This is a genomic window from Niallia circulans (genome assembly GCF_007273535.1).
GTDB classification, from domain to species: domain Bacteria; phylum Bacillota; class Bacilli; order Bacillales; family Cytobacillaceae; genus Niallia; species Niallia circulans_B.
Map to the genome: position 1 here is coordinate 578,024 of NZ_RIBP01000004.1, position 21,702 is coordinate 599,725.

18 protein-coding genes are annotated in these 21,702 nt (G+C 39.2%); 5 read left to right on the forward strand and 13 right to left on the reverse strand.

What is annotated here, in order from left to right; translation table 11 throughout:
• Positions 1-105 precede the first annotated feature (105 nt).
• The 8 genes from CEQ21_RS10815 to CEQ21_RS10850 form a co-directional block, all read right to left on the reverse strand.
• Positions 106-1,728 (reverse strand): ABC transporter substrate-binding protein, encoded by a 1,623-nt coding sequence (locus tag CEQ21_RS10815; protein WP_185764609.1) that lies wholly within the window; start codon positions 1,726-1,728, stop codon positions 106-108.
• A 49-nt stretch (positions 1,729-1,777) separates the two neighbouring features.
• Complete coding sequence (gene opp4C / locus CEQ21_RS10820; RefSeq protein ID WP_127740155.1) at positions 1,778-2,704, reverse strand: oligopeptide ABC transporter permease; 927 nt, start codon at positions 2,702-2,704, stop codon at positions 1,778-1,780.
• Between the two features lie 15 nt (positions 2,705-2,719).
• Positions 2,720-3,670: an ABC transporter permease gene (locus CEQ21_RS10825; RefSeq protein WP_127740157.1), complete on the reverse strand. Its 951-nt coding sequence runs from the start codon at positions 3,668-3,670 to the stop codon at positions 2,720-2,722.
• Between the two features lie 20 nt (positions 3,671-3,690).
• Complete coding sequence (locus CEQ21_RS10830) at positions 3,691-4,704, reverse strand: ABC transporter ATP-binding protein (RefSeq protein WP_328593475.1); 1,014 nt, start codon at positions 4,702-4,704, stop codon at positions 3,691-3,693.
• Complete coding sequence (locus CEQ21_RS10835; protein ID WP_185764610.1) at positions 4,701-5,726, reverse strand: ABC transporter ATP-binding protein; 1,026 nt, start codon at positions 5,724-5,726, stop codon at positions 4,701-4,703. The genes CEQ21_RS10830 and CEQ21_RS10835 overlap by 4 nt, the downstream gene beginning before the upstream one ends.
• A gap of 25 nt (positions 5,727-5,751) precedes the next feature.
• Entirely contained in the window at positions 5,752-6,966 is a 1,215-nt protein-coding gene (locus CEQ21_RS10840) for a M20 family metallopeptidase (protein ID WP_185764611.1), read from the reverse strand.
• A 52-nt stretch (positions 6,967-7,018) separates the two neighbouring features.
• Positions 7,019-8,224, reverse strand: a complete 1,206-nt coding sequence (locus CEQ21_RS10845) for an amidohydrolase (protein ID WP_185764612.1) — start codon at positions 8,222-8,224, stop codon at positions 7,019-7,021.
• 472 nt (positions 8,225-8,696) lie between these two features.
• The gene (locus CEQ21_RS10850; RefSeq protein ID WP_185767229.1) at positions 8,697-10,046 is read right to left on the reverse strand and encodes an aspartate kinase; all 1,350 of its coding nucleotides are present in this window, start codon (positions 10,044-10,046) and stop codon (positions 8,697-8,699) included.
• 383 nt (positions 10,047-10,429) lie between these two features.
• On the opposite strand from CEQ21_RS10850, the gene CEQ21_RS10855 reads away from it, so the two are divergent.
• Together CEQ21_RS10855 and CEQ21_RS10860 are read left to right on the forward strand one after the other, a co-directional pair.
• A complete protein-coding gene (locus CEQ21_RS10855) occupies positions 10,430-11,608 on the forward strand; it encodes an MFS transporter (protein WP_185767230.1) in 1,179 nt (392 codons plus the stop codon).
• Positions 11,609-11,726: 118 nt separating this feature from the next.
• Complete coding sequence (locus CEQ21_RS10860; protein WP_185764613.1) at positions 11,727-11,963, forward strand: hypothetical protein; 237 nt, start codon at positions 11,727-11,729, stop codon at positions 11,961-11,963.
• On the opposite strand, the gene CEQ21_RS10865 is transcribed toward CEQ21_RS10860, so the two are convergent.
• Positions 11,925-12,473, reverse strand: coding sequence for a helix-turn-helix domain-containing protein (locus CEQ21_RS10865; protein ID WP_185764614.1), 549 nt, complete (start codon positions 12,471-12,473; stop codon positions 11,925-11,927). The two genes, CEQ21_RS10860 and CEQ21_RS10865, sit on opposite strands and share 39 nt — an antisense overlap.
• A gap of 105 nt (positions 12,474-12,578) precedes the next feature.
• On the opposite strand from CEQ21_RS10865, the gene CEQ21_RS10870 reads away from it, so the two are divergent.
• The 3 genes from CEQ21_RS10870 (at position 12,579) to CEQ21_RS10880 (ending at position 15,456) form a co-directional block, all read left to right on the forward strand.
• A complete protein-coding gene (locus tag CEQ21_RS10870; RefSeq protein WP_185767231.1) occupies positions 12,579-13,316 on the forward strand; it encodes an AzlC family ABC transporter permease in 738 nt (245 codons plus the stop codon).
• Positions 13,300-13,623 (forward strand): AzlD domain-containing protein, encoded by a 324-nt coding sequence (locus CEQ21_RS10875; RefSeq protein ID WP_185764615.1) that lies wholly within the window; start codon positions 13,300-13,302, stop codon positions 13,621-13,623. The genes CEQ21_RS10870 and CEQ21_RS10875 overlap by 17 nt, the downstream gene beginning before the upstream one ends.
• Positions 13,624-13,803: 180 nt before the next feature.
• Positions 13,804-15,456, forward strand: coding sequence for a glutamine--tRNA ligase/YqeY domain fusion protein (locus CEQ21_RS10880; protein ID WP_185764616.1), 1,653 nt, complete (start codon positions 13,804-13,806; stop codon positions 15,454-15,456).
• 223 nt (positions 15,457-15,679) lie between these two features.
• On the opposite strand, the gene CEQ21_RS10885 is transcribed toward CEQ21_RS10880, so the two are convergent.
• From CEQ21_RS10885 to CEQ21_RS10900, 4 genes are all read right to left on the reverse strand, one after another.
• Positions 15,680-18,415, reverse strand: coding sequence for a tetratricopeptide repeat protein (locus CEQ21_RS10885; protein WP_185764617.1), 2,736 nt, complete (start codon positions 18,413-18,415; stop codon positions 15,680-15,682).
• A 327-nt stretch (positions 18,416-18,742) separates the two neighbouring features.
• Positions 18,743-18,937, reverse strand: a complete 195-nt coding sequence (locus tag CEQ21_RS10890; protein ID WP_185764618.1) for a Loki-CTERM sorting domain-containing protein — start codon at positions 18,935-18,937, stop codon at positions 18,743-18,745.
• 166 nt (positions 18,938-19,103) lie between these two features.
• Positions 19,104-20,141, reverse strand: a complete 1,038-nt coding sequence (locus CEQ21_RS10895; RefSeq protein ID WP_185767232.1) for a SepM family pheromone-processing serine protease — start codon at positions 20,139-20,141, stop codon at positions 19,104-19,106.
• Between the two features lie 89 nt (positions 20,142-20,230).
• Positions 20,231-21,625, reverse strand: a complete 1,395-nt coding sequence (locus CEQ21_RS10900) for a MocR-like pyridoxine biosynthesis transcription factor PdxR (protein WP_185764619.1) — start codon at positions 21,623-21,625, stop codon at positions 20,231-20,233.
• Positions 21,626-21,702 lie beyond the last annotated feature (77 nt).

Genomic DNA, 21,702 nt, shown 5'->3' on the forward strand with positions numbered 1-21,702 from the left:
ATCCATTGTCACAGTATTTTTTCAAGAGGAGAAAACTATTCATACTAAAAAAGACTGTAGAAAGCATTCTACAGTCTTTTCCTTAACTCTTAATTAAATTTACAATCATTCTGCTCCTGTCATTGCCCAATTATACAGCTCGTTATGGAAGCCGAATACTTTTGGACCACCGACTGCAACGTCTTTAGAAATTGCTCCGAAATCAAAATCTGAATACAGGGTAAATACAGGCAATTCCTTGCTCCAAATTGCTTGAAGCTCGTTATATATCTCTTTACGCTTCTCTGTATCTGGCTCTTGTTTACCAGCTAGCAGAAGCTTATCAACCTCAGGATTGCTGTAGTTTGTATAGTTACTAGTAGCATTGCTACCATAAACCGTTGTTACGTCAGGATCGATTGTGTTTGTGAAGCCCATCAACAGCAAATCGAATTCGCCTGCTTTAGCTTTTGACATAATAGTTGGGAAATCATATGTTGTTGTATTCAGTTTCAAGCCAATTGCCTCTAGATTTTGAGCAATGATGTCTGCTGATTGCTCACGGACTTTATTTCCGATAGGTACAACAAAGTCGATTGTTTTGTCAAAGTCCCATCCAGCTTCCTCAAGCATTTGTTTTGCCTTTTCAGGATCATAAGTATATGTTGCTAAATCCTTATCCAAGTATGGACTGATGGATGTATATGGTCCGTCGACAATCTCGCCCTCGCCTTTCAATAGCTGATCAACAATTTTTTCACGGTCGATCGCATAAGCAATTGCCTGGCGGACTTTTTCATCCGTGATTTTTTCTGTGTTGAACATCATGTTTTGATAACCATATGTTTTTTCAGTTTTTGTCGTTACATTTTCAAAGCCTTTCACTGTATCAAAATCCTGTACAGCAATCTTACCGATACCACCGGCAGCATTCATTTGAATTTCGCCTGTTTGAAGCTGTGCAACAAGATTTGCTGCAGGCATGATTTTTACGAACATTTTATCAAGTTGTACTTCACCTAAATAGTAATTATCATTCTTTGCATACTCTACATATTGGTCTTTAGCATATTGTACGAACTTGAATGGTCCATTTGTGACAGTTGGCTTTTGCATGAATGGATCCTTTTGTAAGTCTTCTGGAGCTACATCCTTTAATACATGCTCTGGAAGAATCATAAACTTAGAGCCAAGCTGCTCTTTTACCATGTTTGGATCAACTGGCGTTTTTGTTTTAAATTGGATTGTTTTGTCGTCAACAATTGTCAAAGATGGTATTTCCGTAACGCCGTCTGGGAACTTACCACTTTCGTTCAAACCATCAATAATCGTTAAATATGTTCCTATTGCTGTTTCTGTTTTAGGGTTTGCAACAAGATTCATTGTAAATGCAACGTCATTTGCAGTTACTGGTGTGCCGTCAGACCATTCTGCTTTATCATTCAACTTAATTGTGAATGTTTGATTGTCTTCTGTTTCAAATGAATCTGCAAGCTTTGGAGTGAACTCCAGTGGTCCTGTCATCTCCAAAAACGTATCGAACATAAATTTTTCCAGCCATGAAGCCGCAATATCTGATGAGTTAATAGGGTTGAAGCTGACTGGAGCATTTACTAGTCCAATATACATTGTGTTGTCTTTAGAGCCCCCTGAGTTCGTTCCAGTGTTTGCCACACCAGAACAAGCTGTCAATAAAAGCAGGAGCGCAATTGTGAATAAGCCTAATCCTTTTCTGAATACATTCTTCATCTGTTTTCCCCCATTTATCTATAGAATGTGAATCATATATTCTCATCACTTACTTCAAGCTTTTTGGATCCATTGCATCACGCAGTCCGTCACCCATGAAGTTAATCGATAGAACGGAAAGTAAAATCATGATACCAGGAGGAATCCACAGCCATGGCTGTGATGCCAATACCGTAATTGATTGTGCTTCAGTCAACATATTGCCCCAACTTGCTGTTGGCGGCTGAACCCCCATGCCGAGAAAACTTAAGGAAGCCTCCATAATAATCGCAGAAGCAATACCGAATGTTGCATTTACTAGAATTGGAGCAATACAGTTTGGCAGTATGTGCTGGAACACGATTTTCGGTGTTGAGAATCCTAACGCGACTCCTGCCTTAACATAGTCCATTTCCTTAATGGAAAGAACACTCCCTCTCACAAGCCTTGCAATGGACGGCCAACCGAGCAGGCCTAAAACAAGGATAACGTTAATTAGCTTCGGTCCCATGATGCTAACCAAAACAAGGATAACCATCAAATATGGGAAAGACATGAATACATCTGTTAAGCGCATGATAACCATATCTACCCATTTCCCAAAGTATCCGGCAATTGCTCCTAACACTGTGCCAATGGCAACATAAATGGCAACAGCGCCAACACCTACGGATAAAGAGACTCTAGCAGCATATATAAGTCTGCTGAATAAATCTCTGCCTACCTCGTCTGTTCCAAGTAAATGCTCTGAAGAAGGTGCTGCAGCAAATTCCCCTTCGACAGCATATGGATTATGGGGAGCGATAAGCGGAGCAAATAGTGCCATCAGCACAATTAAACTGAAAATGATCATCCCGACAACTGCCAGCTTATGTTTAAAAAAACGTTTCGTTATTAGCTTTAAATAGCTTTCCTCATTGCCAAGCTCTTCTTTAACAGCAACAGGCATCTGATTAATCGGCAATTCTGTACCAAGTTTTGCGTTTGGTATACTCATTCTACTTCCTCCCCCCTAGCTATATTTGATGCGTGGATCGACAACAGAATAAAGAATATCTGTCAGCAAATTAGAGAACAGCACCGCGAATGCTGCCAAGAAGTTAATCGCCATCAATGTTGGATAGTCCCTTGAACTAATGGATTGTATGGTTAATTGACCTAAACCAGGCCATTGAAAAATCTGTTCTGTTACAACAGCACCGCCGATTAACACTGGTATTTCCATACCTATAATCGTAATAATGGGAATAAGAGCATTTTTCAAAGCATGCTTATTTGTGACAACAAACTCTTTTAACCCTTTCGCTCTTGCTGTCCGCAAATAATCCTGCCCAAGCACTTCTAGCATGCTGCTTCTTACATAACGGACCGTGCTTCCTGCTATCCCTGTTCCTAATATGGCTGCCGGGAGCAGCAAATGTATAAATGTATCCATAAATCCGCCCGTACTTCCTAATGTGAACATTCCACCAGTTGGGAGAATGCCCAGCACTAATGAAAATAAGTAGATTGCACCAAGACCAAGGAAAAAGCTTGGTATGGAAACACCTAAAAAGGAAAATGTTGTTGTCAGATAATCAATCCAAGAATACTGTTTTGAGGCACTGAGAATTCCAATCGGAATCGCAATAATATAAGCAATGACAAGCGCAGCCCCCATCAGGAGTAGTGTTGGCCCGACTCTGTTCATGATTAAGTCAAGAACAGGTTCATATGTTGTATAGGAAAAGCCAAAATCACCATGTAGCAGGTTGCCAAGCCAACGGATATATTGGACATAGATAGGATCGTTCAACCCGAGCGCTTCCTTTTTTGCTTCTGCATCCGCTTCTGTTGCATCCGGGTTTAGGTACATGTCAACAGGGTTACCGGGTGCCATATTAATGATGAAAAAATTAAAAATTGTAACCCCAAACAATACTGGAATGGCAATTAATACTCTTCGGATAATGTACTGTAGCATTTATGAGCTCCCTCCCTTAGTTATGATAGTGGAAAATGACAGGCTACCGTATGGCTGTTCCCGCTCAAAACCGGCTCCTTCTCTTTGCAAATACTTGCCGCAAATGGACATCTCGTATGGAATCTGCAGCCTTTAGGAGGATTTGCCGGACTTGGTACATCACCTTCAACTACAATGCGCTCTCTATTTCGTAAATGCGGGTTTGGAATTGGATAAGCGCTTAATAATGCTTGTGTATATGGATGCTTTGGTTTTGAGAATATATCTGCTGTTTTGCCAAGCTCGACGATCTTACCTAGATACATGACAGCGATTCTGTCACTGATATATTTGACTGCACCAAGACCGTGGGCAATGAACAGATACGTTAGATTGAATTCCTTTTGCAAATCCTTGAGAAGATTCAGCACTTGTGCTTGGATAGAAACGTCCAGTGCAGACACAGGCTCATCACAAACAATCAATTTCGGATTCAGCATAAGCGCTCGGGCAATTCCAATTCTTTGTCGCTGTCCACCTGAAAACTCATGCGGGTATCTGCCTTTATGGAATTTTGTTAATCCAACTGTCTCAAGCATTTGATCAACCTTTTTGTTCACCTCTTCTTTAGAGGCCAGCTTATGTGCCAAAAGCGGCTCTGCCAAAAGGTCCCCAATTCTTTTACGCGGATTGAGCGAGGAATAAGGATCTTGGAAAATGATTTGCATTTGTGTCCTGATTTTCCGCAATTCTCCTTTACTTAAGTCCGCCATATCTTTTCCTTCAAACAACACACTCCCATCAGTTGGAGGGTCCAGCTTAACAATTGCTCTGCCTGTCGTAGATTTGCCGCAGCCCGATTCCCCAACAAGTGAAATTGTTTCACCAGGATAGATAGAAAAATCTAGTCCGTCTACTGCTTTTACATGACCAACCGTTTTAGATAAAACTCCTTTTTTGATTGGATAATATTTTTTGAGATTTTTTATTTCCAAAAGCGGCTCGTTTAATTGTCCTAATATTCCGTCTTTTTCAGGTAAAGTTATCATGCTCATACGTTTACCTCGCTTCCACTAGTATGTGTACTTGTCTTGCTGCCTATTTCCTCATAAAGCCAGCATCTCACTTTATGATTACTGTTGTCATCAACAGCTAAATGGGGAGGTCTTTCAGTTACGCACTTTTCTGTTGCATACGGACATCTTGTATGAAAGCGACAGCCCTTTGGCATTTGCTGCAATGTCGGTACAGACCCTGGAATCGAATAAAGCTTTTGGTCTGAATCGGATTCCAAATGCGGGATAGAGTCAATCAAGCCCTTCGTATAAGGATGCTTCGGTTCATCAAATAATGTAAACACATCAGCCTCTTCTACAACCTGCCCTGCATACATGACGATTACCTTATCAGCCATTTCAGCGATAACGCCTAAGTCATGGGTGATCATCATAATAGATGTATTTGATTCCTTTTTTAAGCTTTTCATCAATTCAAGGATTTGAGCTTGGATTGTTACATCAAGGGCTGTTGTCGGCTCATCTGCAATCAGCAGCTTCGGCTTGCAAGACAACGCCATTGCAATCATAACCCTCTGTCTCATTCCCCCCGAAAGAGAATGGGGATATTCATCAATGATTACTTCTGCTCTTGGTATTCCCACCTTCTGAAGCATTTCAACCGCATACATCTTTGCTTCTTTTGCACTGTAATCCATATGCAGACGAATCAATTCAACCATTTGGTTTCCTATTGTGAAGACAGGATTTAAGGATGTCATCGGCTCCTGAAAGATCATGGAAATTTCATTGCCGCGGACCTTTCGCATTTCTGCCTCCGAGACCTGTGCCAAGTCCTTGCCATTTAGCTTAATAGAGCCTTTTTTTATAAAGCCATGTGTTCCTAGAAGTCTCATGATAGATAAAGAAGTGACACTTTTTCCACAGCCTGATTCACCGACAATACCGATTGTCTCACCAGGCTCCAGCTGGAAAGTCACTTCTTCGACAGAAATGACTTCCCCCTTATCTGTTTTAAAAGCCGTTTGCAGTTTATCTACTTCTAAGATATTGTTCCCCATTCTTCCCCCTCCAGTTTTAGTTCATTTAAATAGTAGTAGATTCTACTAATGCACCAGCCTTTTCTGGATTGATATAATAATCGACAAGACTCAAGAAAATCTTAGCAGTATCGAGCATCGCTCTCTCATCAAATGTAAACATTGGATGATGATGCGGATAAATAGCACCGATTTCTTCATTTCTTGCACCAACTGAAAAGAAGGTTCCTGGTCTATGCTGAAGATAATAGGCAAAATCCTCGCCGCCCATCCCTGGCTTAATTATTTCCACAAGTTTTTGTTCTGGTAAATTTGCTTTAACACATTCTACTAGAATATCAGTCTCTTCCTTCGTATTCACAGTCGAAGGGTAGCCCCTTGTATAGTTAAATTCATAGGTAGCATGAAATGCCTTGCAAACTCCACTAATTAGCTCATCCATTTCTTTTTCAATAAGATCACGAACATCCTCGTCAAAAGTTCGGACTGTACCTGTCAATTCTGCAGTGTCAGCAATAACATTTCCGGCATTTCCGGCATGGAAGGATCCGATTGAAATGACAGCTGGTTTTTGCGGATTAACACGGCGGCTGACAATATGCTTCAATTGGTTAGCAATTTGCGCCCCAATTGCAATCGAATCAATGGTTTGGTGTGGTGATGCCCCGTGACCACCCTTGCCTTGAATCTTCAATTCAAACGTATCACTTGCAGCAGATGTTGGACCAAATCCGTAAAGAACCTCTCCTAGAGCATTTCCTGAAGCAAGATGTGCTCCAAACACAACGTCTACTCCTTCCAAGCATCCGTCTTCAATCATTGCGATTGCGCCTCCTGGCGGAAGTTCCTCTGCATGCTGGTGGAGAAGGACAATATTGCCTGCAAGATGCTCCTTATTGTCATTTAGCACCTTAGCTACAGCTAGCAATGTTGCTGTATGGCCATCATGTCCACAAGCATGCATAACGCCATCGATTTTGGATTTGAAAGGCACTTCCTTCTCATCCTGGATTGGTAATGCATCAAAGTCTGCTCTTAATGCAATAGTTTTCCCCGGCTTTGACCCGTAGATTTTTCCAACAACTCCATTTCCTCCAACATTCCTTATTGCTTCAATTCCGAAGCTCTCCAGCAGATCACCAATCATCTTGCTCGTATTCACTTCTTGAAAGGAAAGCTCAGGATTTTCGTGCAAATGCCGTCTCCATTCCACCATAGAATCATACATTGCTTCTATTTCCTCGTACCATTTGCTTAACATTGCAGATCTCTCCCATCCATTATTTTTTAATCATTGCTTGATATTGATTATTTTATTGAACGGCTTCGGCCACCTCTTCTTCTGATTTAACAGCAATATAGTGATCAACAATACTTAAGAATGCTTTACCTGCATAAATCATTGCTTTTTCATCAAAATCAAACATTGGATGGTGGTGCGGATAGCTTTGTGCCCCTTCGACTCTTGCACCAGTGTGAAAGAACATGCCTGGCTTCTCTAAAAGATAGTAGGAGAAATCCTCTGCTCCCATAATTGGTGAAGACCTGACAACCATTTCTTTATCTAAGCTGTCTGCAATTGCCTTTTCGAAAACAGCCACTTCCTCTTCATGATTAAATACAGCAGGATACCCCTTTATGTAATTCACTTCACAAGTTGCCTGCATACTTTCGCAAATACTCTCTGCCATTAAGCGTATTTCTTCTTCCATAAATACACGCAGATCCTTATCAAGTGTTCTTACCGTTCCAGTTAGAGTTGCCTTTGATGCAATAACATTTTTGGCATTACCGCTGTGGAAGGAACCAACTGACAACACAACTGGATTTAATGGGTCGACTCTGCGGCTTGCAATAAATTGCAGCTGTGTGACAAGGGCAGTGCCAACAGCAATGGCATCGACTGTTTCATGTGGTGAAGAGCCATGTCCTCCTTTACCTGTTACCGTTATTTCAAATGCATCAGCCGCCGCTTGTGAATAGCCTGGTTTGCAATAATACTTGCCTAATTCACTCAAGCTGGAAAGATGTGTCCCGAATACTACATCGACTCCTTCAAGGCAGTCATCCTCAATCATTGCTTTTGCTCCTCCTGGCGAAAGCTCCTCTGCATGCTGGTGCAGCAGCACAATATTGCCTGCGATACTTTCCTTGTTATCCTGAAGGACCTTAGCTACAGCAAGCAATGTGGCAGTATGTCCATCATGTCCACAAGCATGCATGACTCCGTCTACTTTTGATTTATAGGAAACCTCCTTACCATCCTGAATTGGCAGTGCATCGAAATCTGCACGCAATGCGATTGTTTTGCCTGGTTTAGCACCATAAATCTTGCCTACTACACCTCTTCCACCAACATTGCGTCTCACTTCAATTCCAAATCCCTCCAAGATATCCGCAATCATCTTTGGGGTTTCTACCTCTTGAAACGAAAGTTCTGGATATTGGTGCATATGTCTTCTCCACTCCACCATCTGATCAAACATACCTTCTAGCTCTTCATGCCAACTTTGCAACATACGTTCCCTCCTAATTATAATGAAGAATTTTTACATCTTTTCCTAAAGGTTGTTATAACTTTTAACATTATTATATTTAATCGTAAAAAAAGTATAATTATGCCATTTTCACAGATGGAATGACTTATCAATTTCCCTTTAAATATTGATTTTCTCCTTTCTTACTTCCTATTAATTTTTCTATTTCTTATAAATTAACTTCAAAATTAGGATTAGTATACTAAGTTTTTTTAATTATCATAATTAACAGAATTAATAGTTAATTATGCTTTTTAGACATATTTTTTGCTTTTTCTTCTTTTATCAATGTTGTGTCCGCTTTCATTTTTAGGTGGTTAATCCGATTGTGTAAGATAATCTGACATTCAGAGGCTTTTAAATTTTTTTCCTGACAATTCTCTTGTCCGCCTGTAACCTGCTTCTATTTAAGAAAAAACAAAAAACTGCCGCTTTTAATAGCGGCAGCAATTTTTCACTGGAAAAATTCTTCATATAATGCTTTAACAGCTTTTTTCGCAAATTGTTCCTTTACACCAAACATCATGCTGACTTCTGATGAGCCTTGGTTAATCATCTCGATATTGACTCCAGCCTCTGCCAAAGCTTTGGCTGCGCGAGATGTTGTGCCAACATTATGGCGCATTCCTTCCCCAACAACCATAATTAATGAAAGGTCATGCTCTATGACAGCTTCTTCAGCATTAAGTTCTTCCTTTATCCTTGCAAGCAGTTCGCCTTCATCAATATGTTTTAATTGATCTTGGCGCAAGATGATTGTCAGGTCATCAATACCTGAAGGCATATGTTCATAAGAGATTCCATATTCCTCTAAAATAGAAAGAATTCTTCTTGCAAAACCAATTTCTTTATTCATTAAGTATTTACTTATATAAATGGAACAAAAACCTTTATCGTTTGCAATCCCAACAACTGGTCCATTATCATTAGTGCGTTGTGCTGCTATTTTTGTACCTGGTACAAAAGGATTATTAGTATTTTTCACATGGACTGGAATGCCAGCACGATACGCAGGAATCAATGCTTCTGCATGGAAAACGGAAAACCCTGCATAGGATAACTCGCGCATTTCCCGGTATGTGAGCATGCTAATCGCTTTTGGCTTGGAGACAATCGCTGGATTAACAGTATAGACTGCATCAACATCCGTGAAATTCTCATAAACAGACGCCTTTACACCGTTTGCCAATATCGCACCAGTAATATCAGAACCGCTTCTGGAAAAAGTGACAACATCACCTGATTTGCTATAACCAAAAAAGCCTGGAAACACAACGATGTCCTCATATTCTCTTAAAAGCTGCAAACGGTCATAAGACTCAGGAAGCACCTGAGCATTACCAGGTTCATCTGTCACAATCAACCCGGCCTCCCGCGGATTAACATACACTGCTTTTAAGCCTCTGTCAGTTAAAAATGCTGCGACCAATTTAGCATTATTGTCTTCCCCGCTCGCCTTGACTGCCTCCATAAAGGAATGAATATTGTCTTTCTTTCCATCCAACAGTTCAAGAAAATCCTGTTTAATTTTCGTAATAATATCACTGGAAAGGTCAAGTTCTCTGGCAATATCCGCATATCTTTCAATCACTTGCGCCACTTCTTCTCCAGGGTCCTTGCCTGCTAATACCTTTTCCCCGCAGCTAATAAGCAGGTCTGTCACTTTTGTATCGTGCTCATTCCTTTTTCCTGGAGCAGAAACTACTACCACTCTCCGCTCCCTGTCATCCTTTAAGATTTGCAATACCTTTTCTAATTGCTGTCCTGATGCTAAAGAACTTCCACCAAACTTTACTACCTTCATGCCGCCATCTCCCATTACGTCAATTAATATTAATGCTTGTATTATTTCCATTGCTAACATTCCCATAAACTGCAGAACATTTCCGATAATATGTTTTTTAAATTTTCCATTATTTTATGCTAAACATATTATTACTTTTTTGCATGTAAGATGCAAGATATTTCTTCATTGGAAATACATTTGTACATTAAGAGAGGACAAAAAGTACTTTTTTTTAAAAAGGTACTGATGGACTAGCACATTTCCATTATTTTTGTAAAGCAAAAGGCTTTCCACTTTGGAAGAATTGCGTTAAGATAATATTTAGAAAAACGAAATGTTTTCGGAAAGAAGTGTTATTTTTGGACGATTATCAACAGTATTCAAAACGCAACTTGTCAATCATGTGGTTCGCAAATTTTTTTATAAGCGGAAGCATGACAATGGTTTTACCCTTCCTATCCCTTTATATTGAGTCAATGGGAAACTTTTCAGAGAAGTATGTTCAGCATTGGTCTGGCCTCTGTTTTTCTGTCACATTCATTGCAGCCTTTTTGTTTTCTCCGATTTGGGGAAAGATTGGGGATAAGTTTGGAAGAAAAAAAATCTTAATCGCATTAGGCTTCGGTCTCGGTCTCTCTATCTTCTTAATGAGCTTTGTCACTTCTGTATGGCAACTGTTTGCACTCCGCTTTTTTACAGGCTTCTTTACAGGCTTTATTCCTATGTCACAGGCATTTATCGCTACACAAACTCCTAAAAAAACGGCTGGAAAAGTACTCGGTACCCTGCAGACTGGCAGCATTACAGGTTCCCTTATCGGTCCTTTACTTGGAGGAGCAATAGCTGACAGCATTGGTTACTCTGATACATTCCGCTATACTTCATTTGCGATACTTCTGTCAGTAATATTGGTGTTCACAACGAAGGAATTTATGCTCCCTGTCGCCAAAGGCATTAAAAACCACTATTCTACAAAAGAGGTACTTGCGTACATCTTAAAAAACCCTATATTTATTACGGTATTACTTATTTCGGCAGTTATCCAAATTGCCCATTTCAGCATCCAGCCAATTCTGTCTTTATATGTAAGTGAACTGCATGGGACAGAAAGCATTGCTTTATTTTCTGGCATTGCCTTTTCAGCAGCAGGATTAGGCAACTTACTGATGGCACGGAAGTGGGGAGAGCTTGGCGATCGAAAAGGCTATCTTAAGCTATTGGTGATCTTGCTATTTATTGCAGGCATTGTCTATTTCCCCGGCGGGTTCGTTACGGACTATTGGCAGCTGTTAATTATCCGTTTTCTGCTCGGTGTGTCCATTGGCGGACTTATTCCAGTTAGAATTGCCTATATAAGACAGGAAGTTCCGATTACTATGCAAGGCGAAGTAATGGGATACGAAACAAGTCTCCGCTTTCTCGGAAATATAATTGGTCCAACCTTTGGCGGATTAATTGCAGGTCATTATGGCTTTTCAGCTGTGTTCTTCACGACAAGCAGCCTTTTACTTATATGCGGTATATTTTTAGTAACGATGATGCATCGACACCCGAAATATGTAAAACATTCCATGTCTTAATAAACTGAAAGGCTCTTCTTTCATTAAGTTATGTTATATAATAAAGGTATACTTTAGTGCATTTAGTGAATGCTGCTTTTAGTATACCTTTATTATATTTCTTAGGAGGAATCAGACGATGGCAAAATCTACAGCAAAGAAAAAACGCGAAAAACAGCTGCGGGAAACTGGATTTAATGTTGCTATTAAAAGAGGCAACTGGGGAACGATTAACCCGATGACAAAAACGACAAAAACGAAGCTTGAGCTGCTTAACAGCAGAGCCAAGAAGCATAAAAAGAACCATTCATCCGGCGATTTGGAGAATGGTTCTTTTTTATTCTGGATAATAAATCAGGACAAAAATTGTTGCTAGTTCATCTCCTGTATTAATGTACATATGATCCCGATTGGATGTGAAGGATAATGCGTCTCCTTTTTCCAAATGATACTTATCTTCACCGATAACGATTGCAACATTTCCCTCTCCGACAAAAACATACTCCTCCCCAGCATGCTTTTCAGAGAAATGCTCTGTTTTTGCATCCAGTTCTACCGTATACACCTCAAATTTCTTTTCAGGATGATAAGGAAAAAGAGAAAACAGCCGATAATGATTGGAATCATCCTTAAATGGCTCTATGTCTTTGAAACGAACTTTTTTAACTGTTGTAGCATTTTCTGTCATGAAATAGGAAAAGGAAACCTGCAGTCCCATTGCTATTTTCCATAATGTTGAAACGGTCGGATTTGATTTTCCCTTTTCTATTTGAGCAAGCATTGCTTTACTAACCCCTGTCAGCTCAGCAGCTTTATCAAGACTATATCCTCTACTTTTACGAAGACTTTCAAGATTTTTTCCTATTACATTTGAAATTGAATCCATTTTCCACTCCTTAAAATTATCATTGATTAATTATACAGGCTTTTATATACTGTACATTATAACATACATATATATAATATATTAAACATTTAGGAGGTTATCATCCTGGAAACTTCAAAGGTTTATGTACGGAAAGAAGATGATTCCTTCACCTTTTTGGACGGAGTCAAAGATTGCATCCCAACATTGTTAGGCTATATCAGCATTGGTTTGGCAATGGGAGTTGTTGGTGTATCTTCTGGCCTAGACATTTTTGCCGTGTTTTTAATGTCGCTCCTTGTTTATGCTGGATCTGCACAATTTATCATTTGTGCAATGATAGCTGCTGGGAGTCCTATTGGAGCAATTGTGCTGACAACCTTTATCGTTAACTTAAGACATTTACTTCTCAGCTCCGCTTTAGCACCGAGGTTTACGCAATATTCTTTATTAAAAAACATCGGTATCGGCAGCTTAGTAACAGATGAATCTTTTGGAGTTGCCATAACAAAAATCTCCAAAAATATTCCTGTAACAGATCGCTGGATGAATGGTCTCAATATTACAGCCTATACTGTCTGGATTATCTCCTGCACGGTCGGAGCATATGCAGGAAAATGGTTTCCAGATCCAAAAACATTCGGCCTTGATTATGCATTAACAGCCATGTTCGTCGCACTATTAATTCTCCAGCTCCAGACTATCAAGCGAACGAAATTAAGGCATTACTTATTTTTAATGGCTGTTATGGTCGTATTAATGGTGCTGCTTTCAGCTGTCATGTCAAGCAGCCTTGCCGTCATTGTGGCAACAATTATTACAGCAACGATTGGAGTGGTAACTGATAATGAGCACAACAACTGAATACCTCCTGCTGCTTGTTGGCTGTATGCTTGTAACGCTTATACCGCGAGTGCTGCCATTTATCGTTGTCAGAAGCTTCACTGTTCCAAAGCCTGTGGAAAGGTGGTTGTCTTATTTACCAGTTTGTATATTTACCGGGCTTATTGTTGAGAATTTAATAACTGCATCCAATACAGGCATGCAAATAAACTGGAATGTTTTATTAGCAACAATCCCAACACTTCTAATTGCGATCTGGACGAAAAGTTTACTGACAACCGTCCTTGCCGGAGTAGTCTTAATGGCATTAATCCGCTTCTTTTTTTAACTAAAAAGACTATTCTAGTACTTTCGTTTCTTTTCTAGGAAGTTTATAATAAAATATTGGATATATTATTGATATAATCAAAAGAAGAATTTTTTTTGCTTTATCATTTATGCAAAAATGTGCTAATGTCTTAAATTTTGGCACATTTATCTTTATACATAGGAGAAAGGTGGTCATATAGTGGAGAACAATTCAAATTTTATTAAGAATATCATGAAAGAAGATTTGGAAACAGGGAAGCATAACACGGTTATTACCCGATTCCCTCCAGAACCGAATGGCTATTTGCATATCGGCCATGCTAAATCAATCTTCATTAATTTTGGACTAGCAGACGAATTTAACGGGAAAACGAATTTGCGTTTCGATGACACGAATCCTCTTAAGGAAGACATTGAATATGTTAATGCCATTAAAGAAGATGTAGAATGGCTTGGTTACAAATGGGAGAACCTGTTTTTTGCATCTGATTACTTTGAGGAAATGTACAATCGTGCTGTATTGCTTATTAACAAAGGGGTTGCATATGTTGACGACTTGAATGCAGAGCAAATTCGTGAATATCGTGGAACATTGACAGAACCAGGTAAAAACAGCCCACACAGAGAGCGTACAATCGAAGAAAACTTAGAGCTATTCCAGGCTATGCGTGCAGGCAAATTCGGTAATGGTGAAAAAGTACTGCGAGCAAAAATCGATATGGCATCACCAAATATCAATTTACGTGACCCAGTTATTTACCGCATTTCTCATGCGTCACACCATAATACTGGGGACAAATGGTGCATTTACCCAATGTACAGCTTTGCACACCCATTAGAGGATGCTATTGAAGGTGTAACACACTCGCTGTGTACAACTGAATTCGAAGACCAACGCCCGCTTTATGACTGGGTTATTAGAGAATGTGAAATGGAAAGCACACCTCAGCAAATTGAGTTTGGCCGCCTAAATATCACAAATACGGTTATGAGTAAGCGTAAACTGAAGCTTTTAGTTGATGAGAAATTTGTGGATGGCTGGGACGATCCTCGCATGCCGACAATTTCCGGCTTAAGAAGACGAGGTGTAACACCTGAAGCAATTCATGAATTCAGTAAAGAGCTTGGTATTTCCAAAGGATCAGGGGCAGTTGATTCTGCCATGCTGGATCATTTTGTCAGAGAAGACTTGAAACTGAAGGCTCCTCGGACAATGGGTGTTCTTAATCCATTAAAAGTGGTTATTACAAACTATCCTGAAGGCCAAGTTGAAATGCTGGATGCAGAAATTAACCCAGAAAATCCGGAGATGGGCACACGCCAAATTCCATTCTCTCGTGAGATTTACATCGAGCAGGAAGATTTCATGGAAGATCCTCCAAAAAAATACTTCCGCTTGTTCCCTGGCAATGAAGTCCGCCTTAAACATGCTTACTTCATTAAATGCGAGGAAGTTATTAAGGATGAGCAAGGCAATGTCATTGAATTACGCTGTACCTATGACCAAGAAACAAAAAGCGGATCTGGCTTTACAGGCAGAAAAGTAAAAGGCACATTACACTGGGTCGAAGCTACAAATGCAATTCCTGCTGAATTCCGTCTATATGAACCACTTATTTTAGACGATGAAGCAGAAGAAATGGCAGAAGGCGAAACCTTCCTTGACTATGTTAATGAAAAGTCTCTTGAAATCGTCCAAGGCTTCATCGAACCGAATATGAAGGATGTACAAGCATATGATAAGTTCCAATTCTTCAGACATGGCTATTTCAGTGTTGATCCTAAGTACACAACACCAGAAAAGTCAGTGTTTAACCGAATTGTTTCATTGAAGAGTTCCTTTAAACTTTAAGATAGACTTAAACAGCATATCTCATTAGATAGCTTCTAGGGCAGGAGTTCGGCATTATATACCGGACTCCTGCCCTTTTCATGTTGTTATCACTTTTAGTCATTATTAAAAGCTTTAATGTTAGGATTTTTGTATGAACCTAAAAAGGCACCTCCACTGATTAGACTTAAGTCTAATCAATTGGAGGTGCCTTTCAACTTTAAGCAACTGTTATAACTGTATTTTAATGCTTGCTATAAGACAGCTTTCCTGGACTCGTAAGCCAGTCATATTGAAGCAGACGCAACTCAAATAATCTAAGCGGATCATGGAACATTTCCGGGTTATTCTTCAACCGTTCCAGTAGTTCCTGATATTCGTGGATCTCGACATTCTTATCCTCTACCGTCTTTTGAAGAACATCATATGGATTGCTAAAGAAGATATGGATATCTCCTGCCAGCCCATTCTCATAGAAGTCAAACTGTAATAGAAAAGCATCAACAATATTTTGAGCAACCTCTGTAAAATCCTCTGTCTCCAGATATTTGTGATATCTTGTATGAAGCATCTTTTTATTTTGTGGAATACTGCCAAACAGCTTGCCAGCACTCTTCAGCAATACTTGTGATGGCTTCAAGCGAAGTAAAATATTCGCTTTGTCGATTCTGATACTGTTTGTGAACCTGCGTGCATCTCTTTTCCAATCATCCAAAATAGAAAAGTCACATTGAAGTGCCAGTTGTTCCTCTTCATATAACCCATTAAAGCCCTCGCAAAGTTCATTCAAGAAATACTGACTTTCGTTCAACTGCTCTTGGGACAGCCTAATCCAATCATTTATCCTGTCGTAAACCTTTGGCAGCAATGTTTTGTGGACATATTGGTCGATTTCCTTATTCATTTTATCATTAAGCTCAATATGAATTTTCCCGAAATCGCTGTCCTCCTTCACGAAGTCCTTGCAATCTCTTAATATTTTCGGAATTTCCGCCATAATTTCCCTTGTTGTAGTGTCTTTAATATCTTCAAAGGCGTTTACGATAGTACGTGTTTTTTCCGCTTCCATATCTGACAGCTGGTTATTTGCACCTGAAAGCTTGCTGACAATCTCTTCATACATCCGCAATGTTGTATAAAGACTTTCCTCCATTTCCAATCTTTTTTCAAAAAGGCTGGTCAGCAAATCTTGAACAATCGCAATGCTTTTGACTGTACGCTCTTCCGCAAGATTTCTTTCTGCGAAGTGCCTTCTGTAAAAGCTGCTAATATCATTAAGCTGAATACTGCGATCATTTTCTTTTGAATAAAGGAAAACAGCACTGTTTGGAAAATATTGATCAATTGCTGCTGTTGCCTTTTGCAGTCTTTTGGCTGCTACTTTTTCATTTTCCGCTTCATCTGCATAAATTAAGAATTGAATGGTCAGATGTGGAGCCTTTTCCTTCCAATCTAGCAATCTTTCATAATCACTCGATTGGAAAAGCGACCTTTCATTTATTACAAAAAGGAGACTGTCTGCCAACAAGGCGTAGTCCGCATACTTTTCTTGATGCGGGAATGGCAGTGTTGTTATAGCCCAATTATTTTCATGTAAAAAAGCTGACGGTGCATATAAATGGAAGATTCTCGTATCTTCGCCATACCTTGCATACGAAAGCTGTTCCTCATAAAAATCAGACAATGTGTCAATAGGACGAACACCTTCTTCTGTTACTTCCGCCATTTCTAAATAATCTTGATCTTGGATAGATATCAAACTGTTTGTGTCCTCAGACAGCAATGTTTCCCCAACAAGCTCATTGATGCAAGAATTTACACCACTGCCAGGTGAGCCGATAATGAGAAGCTGATGGCTTTCAGAAGGAATTTGCTCCACGACTTTTTGCGAGAACTTTTTGTCAATAATAATGTCATTGTTTTGCGCCCAGATTGTAATGGATTGCAGTAATTGCATAATTTCTTTCAAGTCAACAGCAGCATCTGCATGATTAATTAAATGCTCGGAAGTGCTGATGATATCCATTTCAATCGTTCCAGGGAACATTTCATTCCAAGCCAGAACAGCAGATGCAGCAGTGATTAAACGACTGTTAGTTGCTGTTACTAATAAATTGCTTAAAATAGCAGGTACAAGCCCTCTAATTTCCTTTATCGGATAAGCAGAGCTAATTAAATGTAAATAGGCGTTCTCTAACACCTTAGGAAGCTCTTTCCACTCTTCTGCTTCCTCCCAATGAAGATTGTGAAACAGCTGATTGAAGTCTCTCAGCCATGCTAAGTAAAAAGGGCTGCTTTCATAGTTTGCCCAAATTGCTGTACACAGTTTTTCGAATAGCCTTTGATCTAGCTCTGAAACACTTCTGATGCTCTCCATAAAATAACCGGGCTCATGCTCTGCGATAACACCGATTTTCGCATATTGAATTAATGCTTCATACCATTTTAAGGAATTGGTTCTGTCGCCTTCCTTAACAGCCAGTTCAATCGCATCTTCCCAGTTTTCATTTTCCTCGAAATAAGCCTTTGCAAGCATCGTCATATTGGCATAATCAGGATTTGTTGCAAGCAAGCTTTTGATTGTATGCTGTGCCATATCGTGATTGCCTTTTTCAATATATAAGGCAAACAGCTGCATGGATATTTCTGTATTTAATAATTCTGAATCAGACAATACAGCCTTATAGATGCTTTCCGCTGTCGATAACTCACCAAGCTCCATATAAGCATCAGCCAAGTTTTTCTTCGCCCAAGGCTCAAGCTCGTTTGCAATATTCTCCCACTTGAATATTGCTGATTCATAGTCATGAACTAGAAAATATAATTCACCCTGTGCAAAACGGATAGAGGTAAGGTCAGGCACATTTTTTCGTTGCTCAGCAATATACAATTGACCGAGCACCTCAATTGGCGGCTCTTCTCTATCCATCGTCAATCCTTCATAATATGATTTATTAATTAATTTCTTTTCTAATGTCATAACTTCCCCCTGTTATTCATTAAGAATGTTGATAGTTAGTTTTTCTTCATCCTCATAATCACGTTTTTTAGCTCTTTATCTATCCAACTGTAATATTATGCAAATAAAACAGCAATCATAACTAATGGCTTTGTCCATACTTCCTTTTATTGTAGCAAAGACATCTGTTTCGTACATTTCGGCAATTGTTCATTTATGTTACAAAACATTTACTTATATTTATAACACTAGATTACTAAAATTCTCGCACGTCTCTCTAGTGCCTATATACCCTTTCTCTTCTTAAGCTAACAGGACAAAAAAAAGAATCAGCATTATGCCGATTCTTTACTTATTCCTGTCATTATCATCTTTTTCAATCTTTTCAACAGGAGATTGGCCATGCCAGTCTTCCCTTCTACGGCGTCGGCGCTTTCTAATCTGTATCACGGCAGCGACGACTATAATAATAAAGATGATTGCTATTGGGAAACCAAATACCCCATAAAATATACTAAATACTCCATTTAAAAAATCATTCATTGTACTACCTCCTTCGCCCATTCTTCAATGATGAAGAAATACGTTCCGTTCTATGTATCCATGTAGATAATATTCCCTAATCCTCTCATTTTAAACTCCGTTCTTTTTAATCCAATAAAAAAACACAAAAAAAGCGTGGTGAGATTCACCCGCTTTTTTCTGTCTATTATTTTGCTGGAAGCTTCTCCAAGTAGTCTATTGCATCTTGTAATGTACTGACAGGCACGATTTTGATGTCATCATAGCCTTCCTTTTTTACTTGTGCTTTAATTTCCTGCTCATTTGTATCAACGCTAGTTATGTCCTCTGGATAGAAGAATATATCTACATCAGCTTTATGTGCGGCAACGATTTTATGCTTTATGCCACCAATTTGGCCAACATTCCCTTTAGCATCCATTGTTCCTGTACCAGCTACTTTATAGCCTTTCGTCAAATCTTCCTTGACTAATTGATTATATATTTCTAATGAGAACATGAGCCCTGCTGACGGACCGCCAATATTATCACTGTTTATTTTTACATTAACAGAAGGATCAATCGACATATTGTTTTCTGGATTTATTCCTATACCGACTTGGCCTGTCTTCTTATCAAGCACAATCATTTCTACCGTCGCCTTTTCCTCCTTGTTGTTATGTGTATATTCTAATACTACCTTGTCACCAGCTTTTTTATCCTTTAAGTATGCAATCAAATCCGTTGCTTCTGTAAATGCCTTCCCATCCGCCTGATGGATGATATCCCCAACATGAATAACTGATTTTGCTTTCGATGTTTCCAAAACTCCTGCTACAAAGATACCGTTATAATCATATTCAACTTTTTCATCAGCAGCAGCTAGACTGGAAATAATAGCATTTTGTTTTGAACTGTCCATCATATGGAGCAGCAAAGAATTATATTCCTCATCTGAAAGGTCGCCCTTTACTTCTTCTTCTTTTTTGATTTCTGTATGAGGAGCCAATAATCCATAAAGCAGTATGTAAGGATTACTTGCTTTAATAGAATAAACCGTTGTTAAGTTTAAACTGCCTGCTTCTGTCTTATCCCCATCCTCTACAGTAACTTTTTCCGCAAGTGGTTCAATAGAACCTGGCTGATTTAAATAATAAGGAGTTGGAATGAAGAATAATACTAGCAAAATCCCCATTAGTATAAATAAACTTATTTTTAATTTTGTGCTCTGCCCTTTTTGTTTCATCACGAAATATAACTCCTTACTGTCTTTTCTGGTATTCTTTTTTATAACATAAAATAAATATTGGTACATTAAAAAATGATGTAAAACACTTAGATACCCGTATCAAGCACCCTTTTTAAAATGCTAATACCCATGGTTATTTCCTCCGGGGAAACACCGCCATAGCCTAAAACAGCAAGATGCATATGCTTGCCCTTTTGCATGCTGTATTGTTCAACAGGATATATACAAACACCGTCCTGCTTCATTCTTTTCATGATATCCTCTGTAAAATGAACACCTGGAAATTCGACAACAAGATGCATTCCAGCTGCTTTTCCAATGATTTTTGCATCAGGAAAATAGCGTTTGATACCATCAACAAGCACTTGCCTTCGCTCTTGATAAATTTTCTTCATTTTACGAATATGCCTATCAAAATGCCCTTCCTTCATAAAACGAGCGAGCACATATTGTTCAATGGTAGACGTGTGTCTGTCATTAAACCATTTAAGCTGTTGAAATTCATGCAATAAATTACGCGGTAAAACAACGTATCCAATTCTTAAAGCTGGGGATAATATTTTGCTGAACGTACCGACATACAGGACATGCTGCTGGTCAATTCCCTGCATCGAGGGCACAGGAGCCCCTTCATATGTAAATTCACTGTCATAATCATCCTCCACAATATAACAGCCACTTCGTCTTGCATACTCAATCAGCATTAATCTTCGCTGGATGGATAAAATACCACCTAAAGGAAACTGGTGAGAAGGAATGACAAAAAGGAAGTTAGGGGCATCTTCAGGCAACTGCTCGGGTATTATTCCATTTTCATCAACAGGCACTGGATACACCTTTGCATTTGCCATCGCAAAAATGTTTCTCATTTCATCTGCAACAGGATCCTCTGATGCAATGAAGCCATCAGGACTCAAGAGCATCTCTGTAATGATCCGCAAAGCCTGCGTTGCCCCTGAGGTAATTATGATTTGATCTGAATCACATTTAACTCCTCTTGCCTTGCGTAAATACTGGGCAAGTACATTTCTTAGTTCCTGGACTCCTCTGGGATCACTATAGCCGAATATATGCTGAGGCGAGTCCATGCATACTTCTTTTGTAAGCTGGCCCCATTTTTTTCTTGGAAAATAATCAGTTGCCGGATTACCACCGCGAAAATCAATATATGGCTTTTCCGTCGAAAAAAAATCTTTATGCAAATTTTCATGCTCCATATGCTTAATGGTAGTAAGTGTCGTTCCCTTTGAAACATATGTGCCTGCCTTTGGCTTGACCTCTAAAAAGCCTTCGGCTATTAATCGGTCATAAGCTTCCATAGCAATATTGCGTGAGACACCGATAGTTGCAGAAAGCTCTCTTGTTGACAGCAATTTCTGTCCTTCTTTTAAGCTATTGCCAAGGATACTTGTTCTTATTTGTTCATAAATTTGCTGTGTTAAGGATATTGAACTTGACCTATCTACTGTAATAAATATCATACTAAGCCACCTTCATATGAACTGGCACTATTAAAGTTTATAAAATGTGGTCCTACTTTATACCAGAATAGCATGTT